The organism is Methylomonas rhizoryzae (assembly GCF_008632455.1).
Classification (GTDB): Bacteria; Pseudomonadota; Gammaproteobacteria; order Methylococcales; family Methylomonadaceae; genus Methylomonas; species Methylomonas rhizoryzae.
Genome location: NZ_CP043929.1, coordinates 2,895,834 through 2,918,814, shown reverse-complemented (window position 1 = coordinate 2,918,814; position 22,981 = coordinate 2,895,834). Strand labels below are relative to the sequence as shown.

The window sequence follows — 22,981 nt, the reverse complement described above, 5'->3', positions numbered from 1 at the left end:
TGTCTAGGTAAATTTATAGCCTTGATGTAAACAATATACCTATTTGGAGTAAATAATGAAAATAGATAAACTTGCAATGGCATTACTTGCAGCTAGTGCTTCTTTACAAGCGAATGCAACCAATATTAATGACTTACTTTTAAAGCAGTCACCCGCATTGCTTTCCGATAACAGTGCCGAATATTTAATTAACGTCGATGACAGTGTTAATGCGGCGGGCGGCGCTACCTTAACAAAAGGCGATATTTTGTTCGCAATTGTAGGTTTCAATAGCATAGGTGGAACGAATATCGGTTCCGGCACCAGTATTAACGAACTCACAGCATTTGCCGCGGTAAAAGTGATGGATGGGCGAGATGTTGATTTAGGACCGTTAGGCCCTGACGATCAGGATGGCCCGCAAAATGTCGACCTTTGGCAATACCGGCTCGGTGCTTTGGAGGCTAACGATAGGGCTTATTTTGATTGGTCTACGGGCAACATATTAGGCGGTATGTATACGTTCGATGCTGCAAAGTTAGGCGCGCAAAACGACGGAATTTTTGTCGGGGCCTTATACGAAGACAGCGCGAACGACTATGGCCGGGACGGTTTCGTGCAAGATGGCATCAATAGCGCCACCAACGGGGAGCTTAGGCTTACGCTTGGCTTATCCGGGCCTAACGATTATTTCAGTTCAATTGCGCCGCTGAATGTGGATGAATTTTTGTCTGTCGCCTATGCAACCGCAATTACTAACACCAATCTCGGTTTTCAAGTCACCGTATTAAACGCCACATTCCCGGGGCTTGATATTGGCAAATTTGTGACCGGCGGCAACGGTGGTCTATCCAGACCTTCCGGCGATAGCGAGTTTCCGATTTTCGATAACCTTGATTGGACTATTATCGCCAGTCAACCCAATCCGCCGCTTCCTGAACCGACTTCCTTGGCTTTGTTGGTGATAGGCGTTTTGAGTATGGCCGTATATTCTCGGCAAACATCGGTGGGATAAGCGCTTTTAGTTCAATAGGCCTTTTTTATAAAGGCCTATTTCCGGTTTTTAGACATTTAGAGCGAAATATTTAATAAAAATAGGTTAAGGTATTCTATTCTGGAGGGAATAATGGTGAGTATTTTCCTTCCATACGTTCTCCTCGATAAATATCGAAAGAAAACGGAGCTAGGCGAATGCTGCCGCGCCGGCGTTCAATAATTTCGACGGATTTATTTTTATATAATAAGCGAGAAATTTGTTGTCTGGCCCTGAATATGTAAATGTTTACATGCTGGATATTAACGCCTAACATTTTTGCTAGTTGTTCTACCTCCAGCCAACCTTGTGCGGTCGAGTCTATTTTTGCCGAAACATCGGTAAGACGTTTGCGGGCTAAGGTTACGAGTAAATAATGGTGTACGTATTCTCCTAACTGATATAGCTTGCCGGCATAATAAAGCTTGACTTTAGTATGCTCTTCGTCCGTACTAATAAAAAACGACATGTGTAATTTTTCTGGGACTGGGCTTTTTATGGTGCCGTTATTTTTTTCGGCGATTTTATCAATCTGAATATTAAATTTTTCACCTTCAATATTTAATACAATGTTGTTTTTGACGCTTCCGGTTTCTGTAATTGTCTTCAATATCAATTTTAATTCTGTTTGTAACGCCGCATTTTGAGATGTAAGCGTATCGTTGCGCGTTTCTATAATCTGTTCTTTTACGTCGCTATCAATCAAGCTCACGGGCGTGAGATTTTTAGCTTTAGGGCCGGAGAGGTCTGTCACGTGCCACACGTGATTGTCCGTAGAACCAAATTGCAACTGTTGTCCGCTTCGCAAGGCGATGCAATTACCCTTCGGGATTCGTTTGCCGTCCAGGTAAGTTCCGCATTCACTTAAATCAATTACCGACCAGTTTTTCCCATTCCAGTGGAGTAATGCGTGCGAAGGACAGGTTGTGTCTTCGTAAAGAAAGGCATTCGAAAGATTCGCATTGCAGCCAAACAAATGCGTTTGTAATAACTCGACATTTTCACCAGTTTCTTTATTCAATAAAATTGCCATTGTGAAATCTATTCGTTAGGGTTATCAAGATCAGGATGTGACTGTCAATATTGGGTCGATGTTTAATATAGTCCGCGCCGGATTCTGTTTAGTTTTAGCGTTTCCACATTTCATCCGGAACAATTTTTATAACTATTCAGCTAACGAGAATTAGCCGGTAAGTATGTCAATATTCACGCATCGAGCGGGTGACATAAAAAGCGTGCCACCTTTGCTCAACGGAGGAATTCGAATAGTGCCGACTTTTAATTAAAGTATATTGAATAACAGCGTTCCCAGGCACAATAGTGTTGCGGAATCCGGCTTACGGTTTCAGCGGCGTTTACTATCCGTTCAATCTTACGGCCAGCATGGTGCGCTATTACCGGACGCAAGGTTTCAGCGCAACATCGGCTTCTCGTTCGCTAATTGCAAATTTGTTGTTATATCGCTATTTTAGCGAGCATATTGGCCGAGGTGCTGTATCGCAGCGACATGCTATAGTGAAATCGACTCAAGCCGTTTAGCATTTTGTGCACCTGCTTTAAGATGTTAGAATTTAAAGTATTGACCATCCTCAACAAAACCTTTCGTGCTTGCTTGTCAATTTAAGGGATTGCCGAACATGGAAAAATTCATCAACCAGATTATCTCCCGAGTTGAGCAAGACATTTACATTCAAGCCCATGGTCAATCGGATCATAGAGCGTATATCCAACAACTGGCGGAAGAATACGGGTTTAGCCGTTTTAAATTGCAGCGATTATTCAAACAGCAAACCGGTTTGGTCCTCGTCCAATTTATTTTGCAAATGAAGCTGGAGTTAGCCGCGGTATTTGTTTGCCATACCCGGATGTCGTTGCTGGACATCGCCATTAACATGGGGTATTCCGGGCAGCAAGCGTTTACTCGCGCATTCCGCCGCCGTTGGGGGCAAACACCGCAACAAATGCGCTTGGCGGCAACGCATAAGTATCTGCAATTACTCAATGAAACGGAGATCGGCTCTATACCGGTTCGCATCGTGCCTGTGAAAAAAAACCGAATATTGTGGTACAAGCGCTATTTCGGACCTTACGAGGCGTCGCTCAATCATTGGCCGAAATTTCGTGCGGAACTCGAGCGCTTGGGAATCGATGGTTCCGGTCAGTGTTATGGGTTGGTATTCGACGACCCCGATATAACTGCGCCGGAAAATATCCGTTACGGCTGCGCCATCGACCCGGTTCCCGGTATGAAATTGCCCGATTGTTGGTCGGAATTCGAAATGCAACCTTCCCGCTTTGTGGTTTTTACTATTCGCAGTACTTATTTGGAGTGCTTGATTCGCTTAAGACCCAGAGTCATTGCTTGGCTGGTCGACAATCGGGAAAGCTTCGGCACTTCCGGCGCGTATCAATGCTTTGACGCCATGCCTTCCGGGGACTATACGCAAGTGCGCGATATGGAGTTGCACATCTCGCTCGCCAATTAAAGGCAAGGGCTTTATGCTTCGCTCATTTGTGGAGGAATCAGGCTATGGCAAACGGTAAAGCATTGGAGTTCGGCGGCCACGCCTTGGTGTGGTCCGGAGACTGGACGCCGGCAGGCGCGCGCAAGGCGATTGGCGGCGCGGCGCGCTCGGGCTACGACTACATCGAAATTGCCTTGCTGGATCCGTGGAAAGTCGACCCCGTGCTAACCAGGGATTTGCTGCAGGAGCACCATCTGCGGGCGCATGCGTCCCTGGGCTTGTCCGCCGCGACCGACGTGAGCAGCGCCGATCCGGGCGTGGTTGCCAAAGGCGACGAACTATTGCGCAAGGCCACCGACGTGTTGCATGCGATCGGCGGTACCGAGTTGTGCGGAGTCATTTATTGCGCGCTGGGCAAATATCCCGGCCCGGCGTCCGGGCAAAACCGGGCCAACTCGATTGCCGCCATGCAACGTCTGGCCGATTATGCCGGCGAGAAAGGCATCAACATCAATCTGGAAGTGGTCAATCGCTACGAAACCAACATCATGAATACCGGACTGGAAGGCTTGGCGTTCTTGGACGAAGTCGATCGGCCCAATGCTTATCTGCATTTGGACACCTATCATATGAACATAGAGGAAAACGGCATGGAACAGTCGGTGCTGGCCGCCAAGGACCGGCTGGGTTACGTGCACATCGGCGAAAGCCACCGCGGTTATTTGGGTACCGGCAACGTCGATTTCGATAGCTTTTTCAATGCGCTCAAGCGGATCGATTTTCGAGGACCCATCACGTTCGAATCGTTCTCGTCCGAAGTCGTGGATCCCAAGTTATCCAATACCTTGTGCGTATGGCGCAACTTGTGGCACGACTCGGACGATCTGGCCGGTAAGGCCCTGGCATTCATGAAACAACGTTATCCGGGCTGAGCGGGCTGTCGCTTAAACCGGCGTCCGCCCGGCATTGATTATGCCGGGCAATCTCGATTGAAAGCGTTTACCAAACTTGGCATTTGCGGTTGGGGTTCATAGCCGAATTTTTCGGGCAATTGAACGCCGCGGCGAATTCCGGCCGGTTGCTTATCGGGCCTATCACCCGCTGACGGGGCGGAGCATAGCGCTGCCAAGACCGGGAATACGTGTATTCGTCCATTTCCGGACGGCTAATGTTGCAAAAACTTTGCGCGAAGCTGACGAAAAACAATTGTTGCGCCGACAGGGTCAGATTGCCGATGGTGTATTGGCTGGTGGAGTCGCCGGAAGTGATGAACGCTTGATAGGCCAGTTTTAGGCCGTTGACGTCGGACAGATTTTCTTCCAGGGTCGGTTTACCTTTAACCTTCAGCGTTAGGTCGGGGACCCGGTAAGCGTTGTATTGACCAACCAGACATTGGCTGCGCTTGTTAAAGCTTTTGTTGACTTTTTTCGGCCATAAATAGCCGGCGCGTCCGTCCTCCAGAAAATAGCGGCCTTCGTCGTCGTAGCCGTGCATGACTTCATGGGCGGCGACGAATCCCACTGCGGCATAGTTGACGGCATCCGGATACTCGGCATCGACGAAGGGTTTGCGCAGCAACCCGGCCAACAAATGGATTTGGTTTTTCAACGGTTGATAAAACGCGTTGACCTGCTGTGGGCCCGGACCATTGTATTCCCAACTGTTTCTATCTACCGTTTGGCCGTATAAGGCGAATTCGCGTTGAGCGAGATCGGCACGCGCGCTGATGACGTTGCCGAGAAAATCGTTGCTGTCAAAGCCCAATAGCGCATATTCCGGCCATTCGGTCGGATAGGCGAATTGGGCCGTCAATGCATCCAGCTTGAGCTGTGTGGCGGTCAACGCATCTTCGTTCAACCAAACAACCGTAGGCAGTCGGCTGCGGAATTGGCTTTTGATGTTGTTGAAAATCGACTGGGTCAAATTGGCTGTGGTCTGATAATCCTCGGTTGCCTTAAGCAGTTGCCCGGTTTTGTCGCTCAGTATCGTGGAGGTGATGCGCAAACAGGTTTTCCAGCGCGGAACGCTGATCAGGTACTGAAAGTACGGACTAATCGAATAGCTTTCCGGCAGATAGGGACGGTAACTTGAGATCAGCGTCCAGCGCAAATAAGCCTTAAGGCCGTCCAGCGGGGTTTTGCGCAGCACTTTGGCCAAGGCTCTCAATAAGCTGGGCGACGAATACAAATGGGTGATGCCTTGCATTTGCGTAGCTTCGAAATAAGCCGACCACGGAAAATAAGGAGCGGATTGATCCAATACCTGCGGCGCGCCGTAATAATCTAAATCTTTAACTGTGCCGAACAACCCGTGGTGTTTGCTGAGCACGGTTTCTATCGCCATGATTTGCCGGGTGTGGCGCGCCGCCTGTTCCGCCGTTTCGCCCAGCAGCAGCAAAATGTTTTGAATGTCGTTGGCATTGGCTGTTTTTAGCTTGTTGTTGGTTGGAGATTTACGGGTATAGATATCGCCGTCGTAAAATCCGGGATCGCCGGCCGTAACCAACACGCTGTAGCGGCTGGCGTCGAAAAGATCGGGAATGACGGTTGCGTTCAACAAACCCAGGACGCCGATCTCCCGCAATTGCCCGGCGACTTGCATGAACTCGGTTTGGTTTTTGATGTGGTCTATCGCGTCCAAATAAGGCTGCAAGCCGGTTATTGCGCTGCTTTGCAGATCGTCGTCCAGGCAGGATTGAAAAAACGGGCCGACTTGGTCGTTGAGGCTATCGCCGCTGGGATACAGCTTGGCAGCGGTTTGAAACAGCGCATACAGCTTGTCTTCGACAGCCTGGTTAGCCAGGTCGAAGCCTTTGATCAATTGCAATTCGTCGTCCGCCAGTTGATGATTGTCCAGCCAGCCGCCGCAGGCGTAGCGATAAAAATCCTGACAAGGATCGGCATGGGGATCCATCGTTTGGGCAATCGACGTTTCTATAGTCTCCGCGCTAGGTTGGTTGCCGATAAAAATTGCAAGTAGGCCCAAAGCCAAAATCCATGGTTTCATTGTGATGCGCTATTTTGTTGAGTTACGGTGGGATGTGTATGATTTGTTGCGTTTGGCGGACAAGTTTGCGGCAATTGCCGATGGCGAATATTCTACCGGCAAAGTTATAGTGTCAGGTTACATTTTCTCGCTTTGGGCGTGCGGAGTGTAATGCGGGCTGCGCCGATTCCATAGATGTGAGTATTCCGGTTTTTCAATCACCTATCGGTTTCAATGAGGATTGTGAGTGACAGCATGCGCGGTAAGATTGATGGATACTATATCTGCACAAGAGGCTGTCGTTAGCAGGGTGTTGAAATTTGCCTATATGCCTTCGGCTTCAAAACCATTTTTTGGTTTTGTTGGGCTTCTGGAAGCCCGATCAGGCCTCAAAAACCGGTTTTAGCCGGTTATATTCGCCCCGAAGGGCGTTAAATTCCGCCTTTTGGCGGATTTCAGGCGCACCACCGCCTAGGCGGTACTGTATCGCCAGCCGAAAATGGTACCCATGCGCGTCAGGTTATAGGCGGCAAAGGTAAAAATCGTTTGCGCGGCGACCTTCTTTAACCCCCGGAACTTGGTTTGGCGTAGCGGGCCGACCGTCTTGGCCCAACCGAAGACTTCTTCGATCCGCTTACGGATTTTGAGACTTTTACGGTAACCGTCGTGCCGGGTTGTGCGACCGTCAATGGCGGAGCCTTTGTCTTTGCTGGCGACATGCGGCGTGACTTTGCGCTGGCGTAACTTGGCGACAAAATCCTGCGTATCGTAATTTTTGTCGGCGGCCAAGGTCGCGCCCGGTTTGTGGATCGTGCGTTTGACCATGGCATGGGCCGCCTCGCGTTCTGCGGTGCCGGTGGCCTGGGTGACTTCGACGTCGACGACCAAGCCATTACGGTTCTCCATCAAGGCATGACCGAGGAAAGCCAGCTGAGACTTGTCGCCCTCGCTCTTTTTGTACAACCGGGCATCGGGATCGGTGCGTGATGCGTGGGTTTCGTTACTGCGTTTCTCGCCTTTGAAGTTGACCGTGGGATTGCGGCCGCCGTCTTCCGGCGGCGGGGTCGAGCCGTCTTTCTTGACGAAACTCTTGTGCGAGGCCCAAGCTTGAATCAGCGTGCCGTCCACCGAGAAATGCTCGTCAGAGATCAGCTGTTTCCACTCCGCCAAGGCCAGTACCCGTTCGAAAAACAAACGACTGATCCGTTCGTTGAGCAAACGGTCGCGGTTGGCGCTGAAGGTCGAGTGATCCCACACCTCGTCATCTATCGTCAAGCCGACAAACCAGCGGTACAAGAGGTTGAAGTCGATATGCTCCACCAGTTGCCGTTCCGAACGGATGGAAAATAGCACTTGCAACAAACTGGCGCGCAACAAGCGTTCCGGCGGAATGGAATCTCGACCGCGACGAGCGTAGAGCGCGTCGAACTCGTCGTTTAGCGTGGCGAGCAACAAGTCGACCACTTGACGCAGCTTGCGTAGCGGATGCTTTTTGGGAATCCGGCTTTCCAGGGTTCGGTAACTGAACAGGTCTTCTTGAGTAATGTCGGCGCCGCGCATGGGGACAGTGCAATATATTGGAGATAGAACTATTTTATCATTTAGAACAATACTTTATGATTTGCCAACACATCTGACTCAACCAGCCAATGCGGGTTACAGGGGAGATAAAATCAACAGCCTGTTAGGGTTATCGTTTTTAGCGCAACCGTACCTAGCGGGTGGCGTAGCCTCGCCGCCGAGCCTGAATTTTGCACCCAAAAAAATTTTCGCTTTAACGGTGCGAATAAAATCCACTAGTTATGGGTAAGTGGTTTACGGATGGTAAAAATACCCAAAACAACCTGCAGCCTTTGTCGCAACCGGCTTCCCGTTTATTTATAATCAGTCCGCCGCCGCACAGGCGGCTTAGAAATGAACGAATTTTATGCTGTGGATGTCGGCGAAGTCCGCCGCCGCACAGGCGGCTTAGAAAGTGCTGTGGCTGGTCAACTACATCGCGGTCACGTCCGCCGCCGCACAGGCGGCTTAGAAATTGGGCTGCGGCCGCGGTTTCCGCTTGTTCGGGTCCGCCGCCGCACAGGCGGCTTAGAAAAACTAAAACAACCGATCAAAATCGGCGACGAAGTCCGCCGCCGCACAGGCGGCTTAGAAAGCTATTCGTTTTCTGCCGAGTTCGACATCACCGTCCGCCGCCGCACAGGCGGCTTAGAAATTTGGCGGCGCTGGCGGACAAGGCGCTGAAAGGTCCGCCGCCGCACAGGCGGCTTAGAAAAACATTCGATTGTGCCGTCACCGGCGCCAAAAGTCCGCCGCCGCACAGGCGGCTTAGAAAGGTTACGATTACCCGAGCGCTGCCGTCGCCGCGTCCGCCGCCGCACAGGCGGCTTAGAAATCTCTAAAACCGCTGGCCTGGTCAACGACAACGTCCGCCGCCGCACAGGCGGCTTAGAAATCTCTAAAACCGCTGGCCTGGTCAACGACAACGTCCGCCGCCGCACAGGCGGCTTAGAAACAAGGCAAGTTGCAGGAATTGGCGGATGCGCGGTCCGCCGCCGCACAGGCGGCTTAGAAAATGGCAAGCCAAATTGTTCCGCTTGTCGCGAAGTCCGCCGCCGCACAGGCGGCTTAGAAAAAAAACGACAGAATGACCGAGGTATCGGTGAAGTCCGCCGCCGCACAGGCGGCTTAGAAATTTTCACGCTCTTGCTTCAGCACATCATACGGGTCCGCCGCCGCACAGGCGGCTTAGAAATAAACTCGGATACGTGTTGCTTGATTCGCGTGGTCCGCCGCCGCACAAGCGGCTTAGAAATATGGTTGAAAAAATGTTTACGGCTTATCTGGGTCCGCCGCCGCATAGGCGGCTTAGAAAATCACGTAGCCGCTGACGATACCGGCCTCCTCCGTCCGCCGCCGCACAGGCGGCTTAGAAAATTACCCGAGCAAACGTGGTTTGAAATGTTTCCGGCAAAATCCGCGCCGCTGGCTTTGTAACGAATGTGCGAGTCGTTTAGGGCAATCTCAAAAGATAACCTATGCTCTATCGTCGACAACCATCATCTTACGGAGACCGCTTTTATGACCATAACGACTTTCCATCAAGACCGCGATGCCGGCGTCGCCGGCGATTTTCAACACGCGTTAGAAGGCAAAGTGCTGCAGGGCCTTGGCTTGGCGATCGAGAATGCCGTTACCGCCCAAAGCCAACTTTATCTGGTAGGGCAGGCGGCGTTTACCCAAGCGATACAAATGCGACTGAGTCGCCCGGTAACATCGTCGCCAGCCGAGGTGTGCGACACCGCGGCAGCCACCAGCACCGACGAATTGGCGGCGCAGTTGCAGACCATCGCAAATGCGGGTCTGGGGGCGCTGGACAATTCGCTTGCCGCAGGCGATTCGGCCGAATCCGCGACTCGGCTGATGACGGCGTTCTCGGCAGCTTTAGCCATGCTGAACGAAGTCAACACTCAACAAATGTTAGGCTACGTGTTGGTGGTGTTGGCTGCCGGCATTGACATTGACAGCACGCTAGGTCCTGCCCAGGCGCGCACGATGGAAACGTTGCTGTCCAACAACCGTTTGATCCAATTCATCAGCGAATTAAAAGCCGCAGAAGGGGATGAGAACCGGCAAGGAGCGTAATCGAAGGCATGCGAATCTCCAAATGTGCGATTACTTAAGCTAATCGCACCAGGATTCAAGGCAAACGCTCACTGAACCGCGTTTCTCCTCCGATTGAAAGTGCCGAAGATAGTGTCCAGGCACAACGATGTGGACAACCCGCTTGTTACGGCCGGGCAAAAATCACCCCGTGCCCGCCGGAAAACACCTGCTTAAAGTTCCAGCCGTTGCCGATCGGGTTGCCTGTCGCATCCCAGGACGACGACCCGTCGCGCAAGCCGAGATATTTATAGTAAAGCAAATCCCCGGCGTCGGTGACCGCAAAAATCGCCCCGTTGCCGCCGTAAAACACCTCGCGGAAATTCCAGCCCTCGCCAATCTTATTGCCGGCGACTCCCCAGGACGACGACCCATCGGCCATGCCGAGATACTGGTAATAAAATAACTCCCCGGACTGGTTGATCGCGAAAATCACCCCGGCATCAGCGGCAAACACCTGCTTGAAATTCCAGCCGTCGCCGATTTTGTTACCGCTGGCGACGCCCCAGGACGACGACCCGTCCCGCATGCCGAGATACTGGTAGTAAAACAGTTCCCCGGCATGGTTGATCGCAAACAGAACCCCGTCACCGCCGGAAAACACCTGTTTAAAGTTCCAGCCGTCGCCGATTTTGTTAGCGCTGGCAGCGCCCCAGGACGACGATCCGTCCCGCATGCCGAGATACTGGTAGTAAAACAATTCCCCGGCATCGTTAACCGCAAAAAGCACCCCGTTACCGCCGGAAAACACCTGCTTGAAGTTCCAGCCGTTGCCGACTTTGATGCCGGTCTTGCCCCAGGACGCAGAACCGTCGCCGATCCCCAGGTACTGGTAATACAACAAATCGCCCGCCGTTTTTTCCGCTTGAACGGCATGCGGAATCAGAATCAGCCGATCCGAGACCTGCGGCTTGGGTGTCGGCGGCTTGGGTTTGGGCTTGGGCGGTGGAGGAGGCGGGGGCGGATTATTCTGCGGGCGTCCGGCGGGTAGCGGAACCGCCGAAGTTCCCACCTCGTAATCATCATCGTCCGCGACCGAAGAAAAACAGGTAAAGGTCATCACCAATAAAACCGCGACAAAACCATGCCAAGGTGTACGCTTTGACATAAGAGCTCCTTTGCATACATCGAAAGGACCACAAGCGGCGAAACACCCCTCGCGTATCGCGGCTTATGGGATCAGACGTAGGAGGCGGACACAAAGCCATGGCGTCTACGCCGCTATAACTGTAGTCCGAGTAGCGCGGATCGGTGCGACTAAATCCAATCGTCGGCATGAAATCGATGGTACGTCCAAAACAAGGCGGCTTGCGGCAATCCGGATATTCGGCGATAGCCGTGCATCCTTGGACCACGCTATGACCAGTCGCCGCGCAGGTTGCTAAACGGCGCATTGACGAATTTAGCGCATTCTGTGCGGAAAAATCGCCCGGTTTAAACGCAAGCTAACAATCTCAACGCCTGGTTTGGTGCAACCTATACCGCAACGCCTCGTAGCCCGGTCGCGATGGCGGGCCTGTCAGTGGCCTAGGTCGACGATGGGCAAATAGTCTCCCATTTCGTTAGGCTGATCCCCCCGAGTCTCGGTGTCGCCAAGGCCGAGTGCTCCGTAGGCAGCCCAGGAGCCGAAACACTTGATGGTGGCGTCGTCGAGGAGGGCACAGCTATGACCTATGCCTGTTGAGATGGCCTTGGCCGTGCGCCCCGTGCCCAAATTAACAACGGGCAGTTGATTTCCCATGGTGTCCGGAGAGCCGCCGCGATTCATCGAATCACCCAGACCTGTAAGACTACCTGATCCCCAGCATTTCAGTTGATCGTTATCCAGAATGACGCAAGTTTCGTAGCCTCCTACACTGATTTGCTTTGCGGTCCGTCCCTTGCCCAAATTGACGTAAGGCAGTTTGTCGCCCATCTCGCCCGCATTCGTGCCGCGGTTGCGGGTGTCGCCGAGTCCCAATTGGCCTATGTCGTTATATCCCCAGCACTTGACTCGTCCGTTGTCCAAGATCGCACAGGCGCTATAACCGCCGGCAGCGATGGCTTTTGCGGTGCGTCCGCTGCCCAAATTGACCGGTGGCAAGTTATCGCCCATTTCCTCGGCATGCGAACCGCGGTTGGCCGTATCGCCGGTTCCCAAACAACCCGCCACGTTGGCACCCCAGCATTTGATGGTGTTATCGTCAAGCAGCGCGCAGGTGTGGGAGTTTCCGGCAGCAAGTGCTTGGACTGTTCTGCCATTCCCCAAATCGACGTAAGGAAGATGGTCGCCCATTTCGTTCGCTTCGTCGCCTCGCGCCACGATTTCTTCAATGCCCAGGCGGCCGTCATAATTCAAACCCCAGCATTTGACTTTTCGATTTTCCAATACCGCACAGGAATGAAATAGTCCAAGCGCCAACGACGTCGCGAAATGACCTTCGCCAAAATCCACGTGCGGCAAGAGTCCGCCCATTTCATTGGGATTGTCGCCGCGATCCTGTTGATCGCCTATGCCCAGCAAGCCGGCGTCGTTGCGCCCCCAGCATTTGGTTGTGTTGTCGTCCAGAATGGCGCAGGTATGGTAAACGTTGACCGCCAATGCCTTGGCCGTGCGCATCCCAATCGGCACAAAATCCGGAAGATTGTCGCCCATGTCGACGCGCGGCAAGTTATCGCCCATGTCTTCGGGTTTGCTGCCACGATTTTTGGTGTCGCCCAATCCGAGCTGGCCTCGTTCGTTGAAGCCCCAACACTTGACCGAGCCGTCGCTGAGCAGCGCGCAATTGTGTTGCCCTGCATGCACGCTTTGAGCGGCATAACGCGCGACACAATTGCCGTTTTGCAAGGTTTTTGGCGGTAGGCAATTGGCCAAGGTCACCGATACAACGGCACTGGCCGATGCGCTACGCTTATCGGTCACCGTTAATTTGAATCTCAGCACGACGGGCTTACGTTTCTTTAACGTGACAGGACTCAAGAATGTCGGGGTTGGGGTTGACGCGCTTTTTAGCCTGACTCTCGGTCCTTTGGTTTGCGTCCAGCGATACGTGAGCGAGGAACCCTCGGGGTCGTAACTAAGACTGCCGTCCAAGCTTACGAGAGTAGATAAGGTTACGGTTTGGCCGATACCGGCATTCGCTATGGGTTTTTGATTTTTTGCCGCCAGCGCGGGACAAGTCATCAGTGCCGCCACGATGATTAGCGCGCAATTCAGAATGCCGCGATCGATGCGGATTAGGTCTTGCAGCACGGCTTGCGCCACGTGGTTGTTCCGATGTCGTTCCAAGTTCATTCGCGACCCGGCCGAACCGTTCTCGGTTTGTTGAAACTGTTCAAGTCCATACTGACCTCCGTCCAGCGGTTTTGACTTTAAATAAGAAGACGAAACGTCTCAGTCTACTCGCCGCCATCCAACCGGCAAAGCCTCCGCTTCAGGCCGGCTCGGCAACCGTCCGGCATGTCTTGAGCAATCTTGCTGCGGTAGCCGTTCCCGGCGCGAGATGGTTGTTTTTGAGCGGTTCATTGCTGACCGTGCCCGGCAAGCAAATAACCGTGTTGCTCGGTGGCGAGCCTTAACATTCAAGCCCATCCAGCGACAGCCATACGAGGTCGGCGCTTTGACCTAATCCACCGGATATCAGCCGAGCCACATGTCGGTCGATGCAGCGTTCCGATTTTTAGCGGTATGCCGAGCGTAACTCGGCATAGCGAATACCTCATTGATAAAAAAATCGATTGCCGGTTATCCAGCCGTACTCGTAGTTGCTGGTGCAATTGTAGGGCTGGCCGCGCTGAATGTCGCGGGGAATGAATTTGATGTGGCGCATGCCGGCAGGTTCGCTGACGCCGACGCTTTGAACGCCCTCCACCGGAATGTAGTTGCCGATAGGCGCGCCGTCGATTTCAATTTCAATTTCGGTCAGCGCGCCGTTGTTATAGATTTCCATGCTGAATTCCGTCAGCGGCGCGTTGGCCAGCACTTCGATCGGCCGCCCTTGCGGTTGCGGGAACGGTAGACCCAGATCCGGCGGACAGAACAAGGACAACGGCGCGTTACGGTTTACCAATGCATTCAGAAAATACTTCTGTTTGAGGCCGTCGACTCTGGGGGTTGTGGTCTTCACCCGGCCTTTGCTATCGACCGTCGTTGTCGTCACCTCCGGAAAGCCGACTGGCGCAAAGTCCAGGGTATTGATGCCGGCGATGGCGATGCCGGGGCAGTTGATGGGGCCGTTCAGATCCGCAAACGAGGTGCACTCCTTGCCCGGCCAGGCGACCAAGGCCTGGGCCAACGAGGTTTTCAGTTTTGCGGAAGTGATGGTGACTATGCTGTAGGCCGGTGCCTCGGGAGCGGTGATGATTTCGGCGGCAAGAACCGAGCCGGAAAAGGTTAAGGCAATAGCGGCGATTAATTTCATGATTCATTCCTTGTTTGCTGAGTAACGATAAATAGCGCCCGGTTACTGGCGCTAACCCAGTGGGTGAATGTGCCGAATGCTGCCAAAGGTTCAATGTTGTTCGCCGGGGAGTGTTTTTATCACTGTTCCGCTTCCCCGGTTCGAAGCTAACGTTCATGAAAAAGCGGCATCACCCCAGCAAATAAAAGTTTTTCTGTGGGAGCGACGCCCCCGTCGCGAGGAGGGCGTCGCTCCCACCATGACTTTCAGAGTAACAGTGGAGTTGGTAACGGCACTCCAATGACGGAACCGGCGTTGCCGTGGCCGGCCAAGGTTTTGAGCGGAACTGGCTTGGGCGCATTCGTCAACCGCAGTGCTGCCTCCATTAAAGAATCGGGCCTTGTTTGTGTAAGCTAAAATCGGATTTGCGGGAAGAGCGGTGGATTGGATCGAACACCAACTCGATCCGGTCGCTGATAACCTGCGTAATCTGGCGGTCGAGCAGTCCGGCGGCATTGGTTGCACGACACCGGACTCACGCTGCAGCAAGCCGCCGAGGCTTTGGGGATTTCGCGCCGGATGCTGATTTATTTCCGCGACGGCGAAAAACCGATTCCCTGCGCGATCTGGCTGGCCTGCCTGGGCTGGGAAGCCGTGCGCCCCACCGGCGTCAACTTTGCCGCAACATATTCTTTCGGCCAAGGAATACGCGGCGTTGCACGCTTGAGTAAGTCGAAAAAATTGGGCCGGTAAGTTGTATAAGTCGAATAGGTTTTGCTATTCGAATGCGAAGATAAGATGGTGCCGACGCAAGTAGGCGCATCATTTGCGACTGTTGCGCCTCACGTTGTTCAGCGCATCCTATGGCCCTAGGCAGTCGCCGTAAATTGGTATCGGAAGGCGGCAAATCAGGGCGATACCAGCGCTCGAAGCAGTCTGGCGTTCATGCGCCCCGGCCCCGACCCTTACATCCTCGCAAATTTTGTGAGAGTTCGGAGAGCCATACCACAGCCAAGACCCGAAATCCGACCGAGCCGTTATTCGATCAGCTCGTCGGCGGTCGCGGCCTCGGCTTTCCAAATCATGATCTATCCCGACCATCCCTGATGTCCACTACCGGCCGCCGGTATGGCCCGCCAAGTTGACAAATGATCAGTATTGACTTCGTCTCGCTCGATCCACGCACCGCATTGTCCGGTGCTGCTATAATCCACGAGTCCGGTTGTCTTGCCGATGCGGCTGCCATTGCTGGTAGGATGGATAACAGGGCTCAAGAGCACACCTATGATATTGGGAACAGCGATGTTAATGGTGCTTGAATAGGTGTCGTGAATATCTAACGTTCCACTGCACTCGATATACTGGATGTTCAGGGTGCTTGTGTATGAAACATTCAGCTTCCCATTCTTACAGATGAGCCTTCCGATAGTGACATTTGCAGTGTGGTCGACAGAGATAACTGCGTTCTCCTCGCATTGTAGTTCACTCACATACAAGGTCGCCGATTCCGAGCAGGAAACGTCAGCATTCTTGCAAGTAACTGGGTTGTCGACACTCTCCGTTCTGCCTAACTCCGTACGCTTCTGGTAATCGGTAGCCATCATTTCTCTCCGCTCAATAATTAATAAGTTGGAAGCCAGATAGGCGCGAGGTGCATCAGAAACCCGCTCGTCCCTGTCGCACGTCAGCGCCGTATTATTGACGGAACGCGCTTTGCACCGCAATGGCCTGCTCGCAGATCACTGCCCGCTGCCCACCCTGTCCATTCGACGCGGTTTCTTCGCCAAACCGGGGACCGCCAACGAGCATGCGGGGTGGTTCCACGAGACCGCAAGACGGATTCGCAATAGCAATCCGCCAACACAGGTGTTTTGCTATTGCGAAAACAGCCTACGGCCTTATGAGCGCCATGTTAGGCCGGAAGCCGATACAAGTCCGCCATTTGTAGGCCCGTTAAAAGAAGTCCTATCAGCGCATAGAAGCCAATAACCTTTAAGGCAAACACCAATATAACAACAAAACCTTTAGCAACCCCTCTGGTTATAAAAATGTAGATTGGGACGAATACGATGGGCAGCCCCACGACCCCAACTTTGAACGGAGGACTAAGTAACTTGCCGACAGATTTACTGTCATAGTGCACCCACAAAAAAATTAAAAAAGAGCCAATTAGCGTGGCCGAGATGTTGAGGGCGTCGCGAAGATGCTCCATTTCGTGGCCAGCTACACCTACCACGACGACTAATGACAAATAAATCCAGAAGAGTCTGGCGACAGTTTTTACTTTGTCGATATCCTTCATATTTTCTAGGCCTAATGAGTGATTAGAGAATTTCATCTATCTACCATAAAAGATGAGTTGCTCCAATAAGCTTGTAGTCACAACGATTTATTTTTTCCGTATATCATCCTTTCTTTGTCGGCCCGATGGAATTTGTTGAAAGGCTGGTTTTCCAGAACAATCGATCCTGGCGAAAGAGTTTCGAAAAGCCGGCAAAAACGCCGGGAACGCGGCATATGGCAACGCCGATTTTGGGCGCATTTAATGACAGACCAAGACGACTTTAATCGGCATTTCGATTATATTCATTGGAATCCGGTAAAGCATGGCTTAGTAACAAGGGTTGTGGATTGGCCGTATTCGAGTTTTCACCGATATGTCGAACAAGGCGTTTATTCGCGGAATTGGGGGAGCAACGAGCGGTTTGAGCTTGAAGGTGTCGAATAACTCGATAAGCGCCGCACAAATAGGATGTGCCGACGTTAGGAGGCGCATCGGTCGCGGACGATGCGCTTCACGTTGTTCAGCGCATCCTATTTAGCGCACGTTATCGCGTTGGATGAAAATGGAATGCGCGTATTATCCAAGAATATATCTTATAAATCAATATGATATATTCTTGTGCGCCTTGTTAAGTCACGGATTCAGGTAGATATTTCAGCAAAAAAATGACAGTAAGAATAATTTCAAATACGAACAATATAGCCATGACTGGAAAAACAAATTTTAAAGTAAAAATTAGCTTCGGTGATATATTATTAAATTTGTGATAGTATTTGCTATTTACATCAAATAGCTGTTTAAAGGCAAATATTACTCCCCATAAAAGCCAAGAAAAGAAGATAAACGCCAGTAAAGAAAACAATACTTCAATAGTCATTAATTACCTCCTTTTTCACTATATGTACTTGTGGGGTTTTGCGAATTTATGGTATCAATCGTATCCCCCATATATCAATAGTAGAAGTAGTTGTTTCTTTTGCCGTACTTGTCATAAATAACTGGGGTCAGAGCAACCTTAAATTTACTTTACTCTGACCCCCGTTATCTCAATAATCCGCCGTCGGTCGTAGGCGATCGGCAATCCAAATGCCACCATACGGCGGAACCGCGATGCGTTTCGCCTTACAGCCTTAAAGAATTAATGCGCTCAAATAGCATCCACCAACCAAAATGATCCCAATTACACTAGGCACCAAGTAAGCGACATAGAAATAAAAACGATCACCTCGTTTGAACATTATTCTATAACCTACAATGGAGGTAACCAAAATTATTCCAGTTTCATCAAATAAAGTGCCATTGCACGTCTTTATATTAGGTCCAGTTAAAATCCAAATTCCAGTACCGAATAGCCATAAAAACATTAATAACGGAATTAGCATCAATGCCAAACGATCGATATATTTCATTTTTCGGATTCTTTACAAGATTCGCATGCGCTACCATTAAAGCCATCTCGTTATACACAAGTCACTTAGCAGGCTGTTGATTTTATCTCCCCTGTAACAGGGTGTTGAAATTTGCCTATATGCCTTCGGCTTCAAAACCATTTTTTGGTTTTGTTGGGCTTCTGGAAGCCCGATCACACCTCAAAAACCGGTTTTAGCCGGTTATATTCGCCCCGAAGGGCGTTAAATTCCGCCTTTTGGCGGATTTCAGGCGCACCACCGCCTAGGCGGTACTGTATCGCCAACGCGATAAGATGCGCCATATAGGATGTGCCGACGTTAGGAGGCGCATCGGTCGCGAACGATGCGCTTCACGTTGTTCAGCACATCCTATTTAGCGCACGTTATCGCGTTTGATTGCAAGAGCTCTGAGCTCCGATCAGCGAAAGCGTTATCGGAGGTATGGAGTCGAAACATTCGTACGATTACGCAGAGCTAATCGTACCTACGCGGGCTGGGTTAAATGCAATGAAACCCAGCGACTTGGCTTCAATGCTGGGTATCGCTTTTGCTCAACCCAGCCTACGAGCTTTGGTTCAGCGCATTCTACGGGCTAAAGGCTGACTTCGCGGCTCAGTGCCTCGGTGGCCCACTGGTTCAAACTCTTGCCGACCGATTGAGCCTTGACCAAAGCGGCAGCGTGCAATTCCGGCGACACTCTGAGCAACAGTTTGCCGCTGGCGGGCTTTTCGGGCTTTTTGCCAATCGCCGCGCAGGTTTCAAGATAATCGGTCACGGCCTCTTCAAACGCCGCACGTAATTCGGCCACGCTATCGGCGTGAAAAGCAATCACGTCGCGAATGCCCAGTAAACGGCCGACAAACAGATTGTCTCGATCGTCGAAATCGATACGGGCGGTATAGCCTTGATAGGTCATGGTATTCATGGTTTAACTCCAATCACGGTTAAAAAGTCGCGGGCTTGCTCAACCTGGTACGGCTTCGCTTCTTTAGACGGGTGAGGACGATGGAAGGTCGCCACCACGCCATTGTATGCAAACCTCACCCGCGATCCGCGCCCTTCAATCACTTGGCAGCCGATTGCAATAAAAAGCGCTTCGACTTTAGCCCATTCCAGTGTGGATGACGTCGGTTTGGCGAAAATAGCCTGCAAGGTTTTGCTATGTTTTGAATTCATTTGATGATGCTATCAAAATATGATAGCGCAAACAAGCCATTGCTACCTGCTCGCTCGTCGCTAGTTCGTGATTCGCTAGGGTACAGATCACATCTGTCGCGAACGATGCGCTTCACGTTGTTCAGCACATCCTATGGACTACACCGACGCCGGATGTTCGCGTAGCCACTCTTTCAGCGCGTCATCCATGCGCGTTTGCCAACCCTTTCCAGTAGCCTTGAAGGCTTCGACGACTTCCGGGCTGTATCGCACAGTCAGTAACACTTTTGGGCGTTCTGCCTTTGGCCTGCCTGCACGAATGAGCTTTTCGCCTTCATACAGATCAGCATGCTCGAAAAACTCATCGGTCAGTTCCGGTATTTCTTCATACTCCTCGGCGGTAATGTCATGCGCATCAACCTTGCTCAAGTCGCTGCCGATATTTGTTGATTTCGCGTTCATTGGCTTTCCTCATCGTAAAAACATGGCGGCATTCGCCGCGTTGAACCCAGCCAACCACTATCGTTCGCCCTTGCAAAAAGCCGACGGTGATTTGACGGATTTCCCCGTAATCCTTGCGATCATCCGTCATGGTAAAGTGCCGATCGGCAAACACATACGCGGCATCCATGAAATCCAGCCCTCTATCTTCAAGAGTTTTGGCTCGCTTAACAGGGTCGCAAGTAATCTTCATGGATATTATTGTAGTTACAGAAACACAGCGGAGCAATTTGTTTTTGTAACTACATTTGGCTCCCAGTCAACGCGATAAGATGCGCCATATAGGATGTGCCGACGTCAGGAGGCGCATCGGTCGCGAACGATGCGCTTCACGTTGTTCAGCACATCCTATGGCTGCTTCTGGCATCAGCACGCCGGCTGTAAAGGCGGTCATCTGCCCAAGTCCAACCAGGAATACTGGCTGCCTAAATTAAACCGCAATATCGAGCGGGATAAAAAAGTGAAGGCCGGATTGACTGAAATGGGCTGGGAGGTGCTGGTGGTTTGGGAATGCGAGGTAAAGGATCAGGACGCTTTATTGGCCAGGATAAATAATTTTCTTTTGGCGGACATAGCCAAATAGGATGTGCCGGCGTCAGAATGCCCATCGTTTGGATATAAAATCCCGTCATGACCGACTACCGCCGATTTTATATTCCGCAAGGCACCTGGTTTTTTACCGTCAATCTTGCCGAGCGGAAAAACAATCAGTTGTTAGTCGAAAAGACGTGCGAATTACGCGATGCCTTTCGATATGTAAAGCGGCAAAAGCCCTTTCGAATAGAGGCGATAGTCGTCTTGCCCGATCATTTGCATTGCATTTGGACATTACCGCAGGGCGATGGCGATTATTCAACCCGATGGAATTTGTTGAAAGGCTGGTTTTCCAGAACAATCGATCCTGGCGAAAGAGTTTCGAAAAGCCGGCAAAAACGCCGGGAACGCGGCATATGGCAACGCCGATTTTGGGCGCATTTAATGACAGACCAAGACGACTTTAATCGGCATTTCGATTATATTCATTGGAATCCGGTAAATCATGGCTTAGTAACAAGGGTTGTGGATTGGCCGTATTGGAGTTTTCACCGATATGTCGAACAAGGCGTTTATTCGAAGAATTGGGGGAGCAACGAGCGGTTTGAGCTTGAAGGTGTCGAATAACTCGATAAGCGCCGCACAAATAGGATGTGCCGACGTTAGGAGGCGCATCGGTCGCGAACGATGCGCTTCACGTTGTTCAGCACATCCTATGGACTTCAATTGCAACCGTAGGGTGGGCAAATTTGCCTACCGTTTCAATCCGCGTGGGCACAAATCCGTGCCCCCTACCTCGCTCTATGATTTAAATACCTTTCCCAAGAATGTACCTTTGAAAATTCTCGGAACGGATAATTCTGTTTTTTCTATCATTAGTGCCTGAATACATTGCGTGGTAAAAAACTCCATGGTCGGTGTTTTTTTCGTTTTTTCTAGCGAGTACCGTTGCGTCAAACTCGTTTAATCGTTCAACAATATTGTCCGGTAGGCTATCCACTTCAGACAACTCTACTACCATTGTGAAAAAACAAGACTTTCTGAACCATATAGAGTCAAGAGGAAGATTGAAACTCTGTATAAAAGATATTGATTTTAGTATCTTAGATTTCACTTTATGAGCATTAGGGTATTCTTCGTTAAATTCTGCGATACAATTTTCAACTTCATTATCTCTAGGGAAATAGCCTTGACGTTCAATAGTTGACATTACTAATAAAAAGAAATGCACATCGGCCATTCTTGTGAGTTCTGATTCGTAGAAAATCTCAAAGTCTTCAAGCGATACCTCATTCGCAAGCTCTTTTGCCACTTGGATAAAATGACCGTCGTAAATTGCATTGTGTATTTCAATATCTTCAAGCTTGAATTTAGTAAGATTTATTCGTCTAAATATTTCTCTTACCAAGTCATCATTAACCCTTCCAATGTCGCGCACAACAACCTGATAGGACAGAAAATGATCTCGTTCGTTCTCATCTAACGAATCAAACGGACGGACAATTTTTAGCTCTTTTTTGAAATTATTTTCTATATAGTTTTTTATCGTGGTAAGGCGCTGCTGTCCATCGATAACTTTTTGTGATGTTCTAAGTTTTTTAGTGTCGGTTTCTCCTTGGCAAACATAGATCTCAGGAAATGGATAACCATTCAAAATGGTGTCTAGGAACTCTTCTTGGTGCTCTTGGGTCCATACAAACTTTCTTTGAAATTCCGGGGAAATAATCAATCGGTTGTTATCAATTTTTTCGTAAATATCAGCAATTGTAGGATTAGTTACAGATGGTTTAATTTGATGTGCCATTGGCTCTCTCGATGGACCGTTGCCCTTTTAAATCTTTGATACCTAAAAATGTGTATGTTTCTAAGTGGTGATAACTTTTAAATACTCCGGCGTTTACTTGGTAATTGCCAACCTCTGATTTTCCATTAGATATACTTCTGAAAAAATCAAACCAGTCATCCTTGAACGTTCTCATCTGAAATGAGACAGGAAGTTTATCTGGTCTTATCCAACCTAAAGCTACGTACTCTAGAAACTCATGATACATTCTCAATTCTCTCTCACGGACTACTGCTCTATTTTTTCGGAATTGCATTTGATAATAACCAATGTCAAACATTATTCTTTCAAATAACTGAGGAGAAACTAGTGCAACATCAATATCTGAATCGTAATCAAATATCTTATCCTTAAAAGGACTGAAACCAAGTTTTGCTGACCCAGTGATGTATATTTCGTAGAAAGGAACGTTAAATTTTTCGCCAATTCTTTTACGAAATTCATAAAAGTCTTCATCTTTTGATCCGAACACATAAGGGGTTCCATGCAGAATGAACTTTCTACAAAAGTCTAGTATTTCTTCTTCAGATGACTTCTTATGTAAATCTTTAAAGAACGAGTCTATGTCCATCGATTATCTCTACAGGATGATTCTTGGCGTTATCTAGCGAGCCCACGCAAAGACCGGGGTCAGGTCTAGCATTCGAGCAACTTATCAACCCCATTAAGCCCGCGTAGATCCAAATAGCGAGCGTATTCGGACGCATGTGATTAGAACACCGCCTGACCAGCACCAGAGCCGGAGGCAAAT

At 50.4% G+C, this 22,981-nt stretch carries 24 protein-coding genes and 1 CRISPR repeat array; of the genes, 8 read left to right on the top strand and 16 right to left on the bottom strand.

Annotated elements, in window-relative coordinates:
• The first annotated feature begins 55 nt into the window (after nucleotides 1-55).
• Nucleotides 56-994: a hypothetical protein gene (locus F1E05_RS13035; RefSeq protein WP_150049133.1), complete on the top strand. Its 939-nt coding sequence runs from the start codon at nucleotides 56-58 to the stop codon at nucleotides 992-994.
• Between the two features lie 94 nt (nucleotides 995-1,088).
• On the opposite strand, the gene F1E05_RS13030 is transcribed toward F1E05_RS13035, so the two are convergent.
• On the bottom strand, nucleotides 1,089-2,045 hold the full coding sequence (locus F1E05_RS13030; RefSeq protein ID WP_150049131.1) for an FHA domain-containing protein: 957 nt from the start codon (nucleotides 2,043-2,045) through the stop codon (nucleotides 1,089-1,091).
• A gap of 604 nt (nucleotides 2,046-2,649) precedes the next feature.
• Between F1E05_RS13030 and F1E05_RS13025 the strand changes: the two genes are divergently transcribed.
• On the top strand, nucleotides 2,650-3,498 hold the full coding sequence (locus F1E05_RS13025) for a helix-turn-helix domain-containing protein (protein WP_150049129.1): 849 nt from the start codon (nucleotides 2,650-2,652) through the stop codon (nucleotides 3,496-3,498).
• Between the two features lie 44 nt (nucleotides 3,499-3,542).
• Complete coding sequence (locus F1E05_RS13020) at nucleotides 3,543-4,409, top strand: sugar phosphate isomerase/epimerase family protein (RefSeq protein WP_150049127.1); 867 nt, start codon at nucleotides 3,543-3,545, stop codon at nucleotides 4,407-4,409.
• 67 nt (nucleotides 4,410-4,476) lie between these two features.
• Here the strand turns inward: F1E05_RS13020 and F1E05_RS13015 are convergent, their stop codons facing one another.
• Both F1E05_RS13015 and F1E05_RS13010 read right to left on the bottom strand, forming a co-directional pair.
• Nucleotides 4,477-6,483, bottom strand: coding sequence for a M13 family metallopeptidase (locus tag F1E05_RS13015; protein WP_150049125.1), 2,007 nt, complete (start codon nucleotides 6,481-6,483; stop codon nucleotides 4,477-4,479).
• A gap of 450 nt (nucleotides 6,484-6,933) precedes the next feature.
• A complete protein-coding gene (locus tag F1E05_RS13010; protein WP_150046768.1) occupies nucleotides 6,934-8,022 on the bottom strand; it encodes an IS5 family transposase in 1,089 nt (362 codons plus the stop codon).
• Between the two features lie 327 nt (nucleotides 8,023-8,349).
• Nucleotides 8,350-9,398: a CRISPR direct-repeat array (repeat unit 28 nt; unit sequence GTCCGCCGCCGCACAGGCGGCTTAGAAA).
• Nucleotides 9,399-9,543: 145 nt separating this feature from the next.
• Between F1E05_RS13010 and F1E05_RS13005 the strand changes: the two genes are divergently transcribed.
• A complete protein-coding gene (locus tag F1E05_RS13005; RefSeq protein WP_190303135.1) occupies nucleotides 9,544-10,107 on the top strand; it encodes a RebB family R body protein in 564 nt (187 codons plus the stop codon).
• A 145-nt stretch (nucleotides 10,108-10,252) separates the two neighbouring features.
• Here F1E05_RS13005 and F1E05_RS13000 read toward each other — a convergent pair whose 3' ends face one another.
• From F1E05_RS13000 to F1E05_RS12990, 3 genes are all read right to left on the bottom strand, one after another.
• The gene (locus F1E05_RS13000) at nucleotides 10,253-11,233 is read right to left on the bottom strand and encodes a tachylectin-related carbohydrate-binding protein (RefSeq protein ID WP_150049121.1); all 981 of its coding nucleotides are present in this window, start codon (nucleotides 11,231-11,233) and stop codon (nucleotides 10,253-10,255) included.
• Between the two features lie 411 nt (nucleotides 11,234-11,644).
• Nucleotides 11,645-13,399, bottom strand: a complete 1,755-nt coding sequence (locus F1E05_RS12995; protein WP_150049119.1) for an RCC1 domain-containing protein — start codon at nucleotides 13,397-13,399, stop codon at nucleotides 11,645-11,647.
• 424 nt (nucleotides 13,400-13,823) lie between these two features.
• Nucleotides 13,824-14,525: a hypothetical protein gene (locus F1E05_RS12990; RefSeq protein WP_150049117.1), complete on the bottom strand. Its 702-nt coding sequence runs from the start codon at nucleotides 14,523-14,525 to the stop codon at nucleotides 13,824-13,826.
• Nucleotides 14,526-15,023: 498 nt separating this feature from the next.
• On the opposite strand from F1E05_RS12990, the gene F1E05_RS12985 reads away from it, so the two are divergent.
• Nucleotides 15,024-15,257, top strand: coding sequence for a hypothetical protein (locus F1E05_RS12985; protein WP_150049115.1), 234 nt, complete (start codon nucleotides 15,024-15,026; stop codon nucleotides 15,255-15,257).
• Nucleotides 15,258-15,592: 335 nt separating this feature from the next.
• Here the strand turns inward: F1E05_RS12985 and F1E05_RS12980 are convergent, their stop codons facing one another.
• Together F1E05_RS12980 and F1E05_RS12975 are read right to left on the bottom strand one after the other, a co-directional pair.
• A complete protein-coding gene (locus F1E05_RS12980) occupies nucleotides 15,593-16,105 on the bottom strand; it encodes a hypothetical protein (protein WP_150049113.1) in 513 nt (170 codons plus the stop codon).
• Nucleotides 16,106-16,416: 311 nt separating this feature from the next.
• A complete protein-coding gene (locus F1E05_RS12975) occupies nucleotides 16,417-16,806 on the bottom strand; it encodes a hypothetical protein (RefSeq protein WP_150049111.1) in 390 nt (129 codons plus the stop codon).
• A 114-nt stretch (nucleotides 16,807-16,920) separates the two neighbouring features.
• Here F1E05_RS12975 and F1E05_RS20915 point away from each other — a divergent pair, with 114 nt between their 5' ends.
• Entirely contained in the window at nucleotides 16,921-17,232 is a 312-nt protein-coding gene (locus F1E05_RS20915; protein WP_408631318.1) for an REP-associated tyrosine transposase, read from the top strand.
• 184 nt (nucleotides 17,233-17,416) lie between these two features.
• Here F1E05_RS20915 and F1E05_RS12965 read toward each other — a convergent pair whose 3' ends face one another.
• The 6 genes from F1E05_RS12965 to F1E05_RS12940 all read right to left on the bottom strand — a co-directional run bounded on the left by F1E05_RS12965 (nucleotide 17,417) and on the right by F1E05_RS12940 (nucleotide 20,046).
• A complete protein-coding gene (locus F1E05_RS12965) occupies nucleotides 17,417-17,665 on the bottom strand; it encodes a hypothetical protein (protein ID WP_150049108.1) in 249 nt (82 codons plus the stop codon).
• Between the two features lie 253 nt (nucleotides 17,666-17,918).
• A complete protein-coding gene (locus F1E05_RS12960) occupies nucleotides 17,919-18,197 on the bottom strand; it encodes a hypothetical protein (protein WP_150049106.1) in 279 nt (92 codons plus the stop codon).
• 592 nt (nucleotides 18,198-18,789) lie between these two features.
• Entirely contained in the window at nucleotides 18,790-19,122 is a 333-nt protein-coding gene (locus F1E05_RS12955; RefSeq protein ID WP_150049105.1) for a type II toxin-antitoxin system HicB family antitoxin, read from the bottom strand.
• On the bottom strand, nucleotides 19,119-19,373 hold the full coding sequence (locus F1E05_RS12950; protein ID WP_150049103.1) for a type II toxin-antitoxin system HicA family toxin: 255 nt from the start codon (nucleotides 19,371-19,373) through the stop codon (nucleotides 19,119-19,121). Before F1E05_RS12950 ends, F1E05_RS12955 begins: the two co-directional genes overlap by 4 nt.
• A gap of 138 nt (nucleotides 19,374-19,511) precedes the next feature.
• Nucleotides 19,512-19,814 carry a BrnA antitoxin family protein gene (locus F1E05_RS12945; RefSeq protein ID WP_150049101.1) on the bottom strand — a complete coding sequence of 101 codons (303 nt, stop codon included), beginning with the start codon at nucleotides 19,812-19,814 and terminating at the stop codon, nucleotides 19,512-19,514.
• Nucleotides 19,768-20,046: a BrnT family toxin gene (locus tag F1E05_RS12940; RefSeq protein ID WP_150049099.1), complete on the bottom strand. Its 279-nt coding sequence runs from the start codon at nucleotides 20,044-20,046 to the stop codon at nucleotides 19,768-19,770. Before F1E05_RS12940 ends, F1E05_RS12945 begins: the two co-directional genes overlap by 47 nt.
• Before the next feature lie 129 nt (nucleotides 20,047-20,175).
• On the opposite strand from F1E05_RS12940, the gene F1E05_RS12935 reads away from it, so the two are divergent.
• Both F1E05_RS12935 and F1E05_RS12930 read left to right on the top strand, forming a co-directional pair.
• Complete coding sequence (locus F1E05_RS12935; protein ID WP_150049097.1) at nucleotides 20,176-20,436, top strand: hypothetical protein; 261 nt, start codon at nucleotides 20,176-20,178, stop codon at nucleotides 20,434-20,436.
• 47 nt (nucleotides 20,437-20,483) lie between these two features.
• Nucleotides 20,484-21,014, top strand: coding sequence for an REP-associated tyrosine transposase (locus F1E05_RS12930; RefSeq protein ID WP_150049095.1), 531 nt, complete (start codon nucleotides 20,484-20,486; stop codon nucleotides 21,012-21,014).
• A 181-nt stretch (nucleotides 21,015-21,195) separates the two neighbouring features.
• Here the strand turns inward: F1E05_RS12930 and F1E05_RS12925 are convergent, their stop codons facing one another.
• Together F1E05_RS12925 and F1E05_RS12920 are read right to left on the bottom strand one after the other, a co-directional pair.
• On the bottom strand, nucleotides 21,196-22,191 hold the full coding sequence (locus F1E05_RS12925; RefSeq protein ID WP_150049093.1) for a DUF262 domain-containing protein: 996 nt from the start codon (nucleotides 22,189-22,191) through the stop codon (nucleotides 21,196-21,198).
• On the bottom strand, nucleotides 22,175-22,801 hold the full coding sequence (locus tag F1E05_RS12920; protein ID WP_150049091.1) for a hypothetical protein: 627 nt from the start codon (nucleotides 22,799-22,801) through the stop codon (nucleotides 22,175-22,177). The genes F1E05_RS12925 and F1E05_RS12920 overlap by 17 nt, the downstream gene beginning before the upstream one ends.
• Nucleotides 22,802-22,981 lie beyond the last annotated feature (180 nt).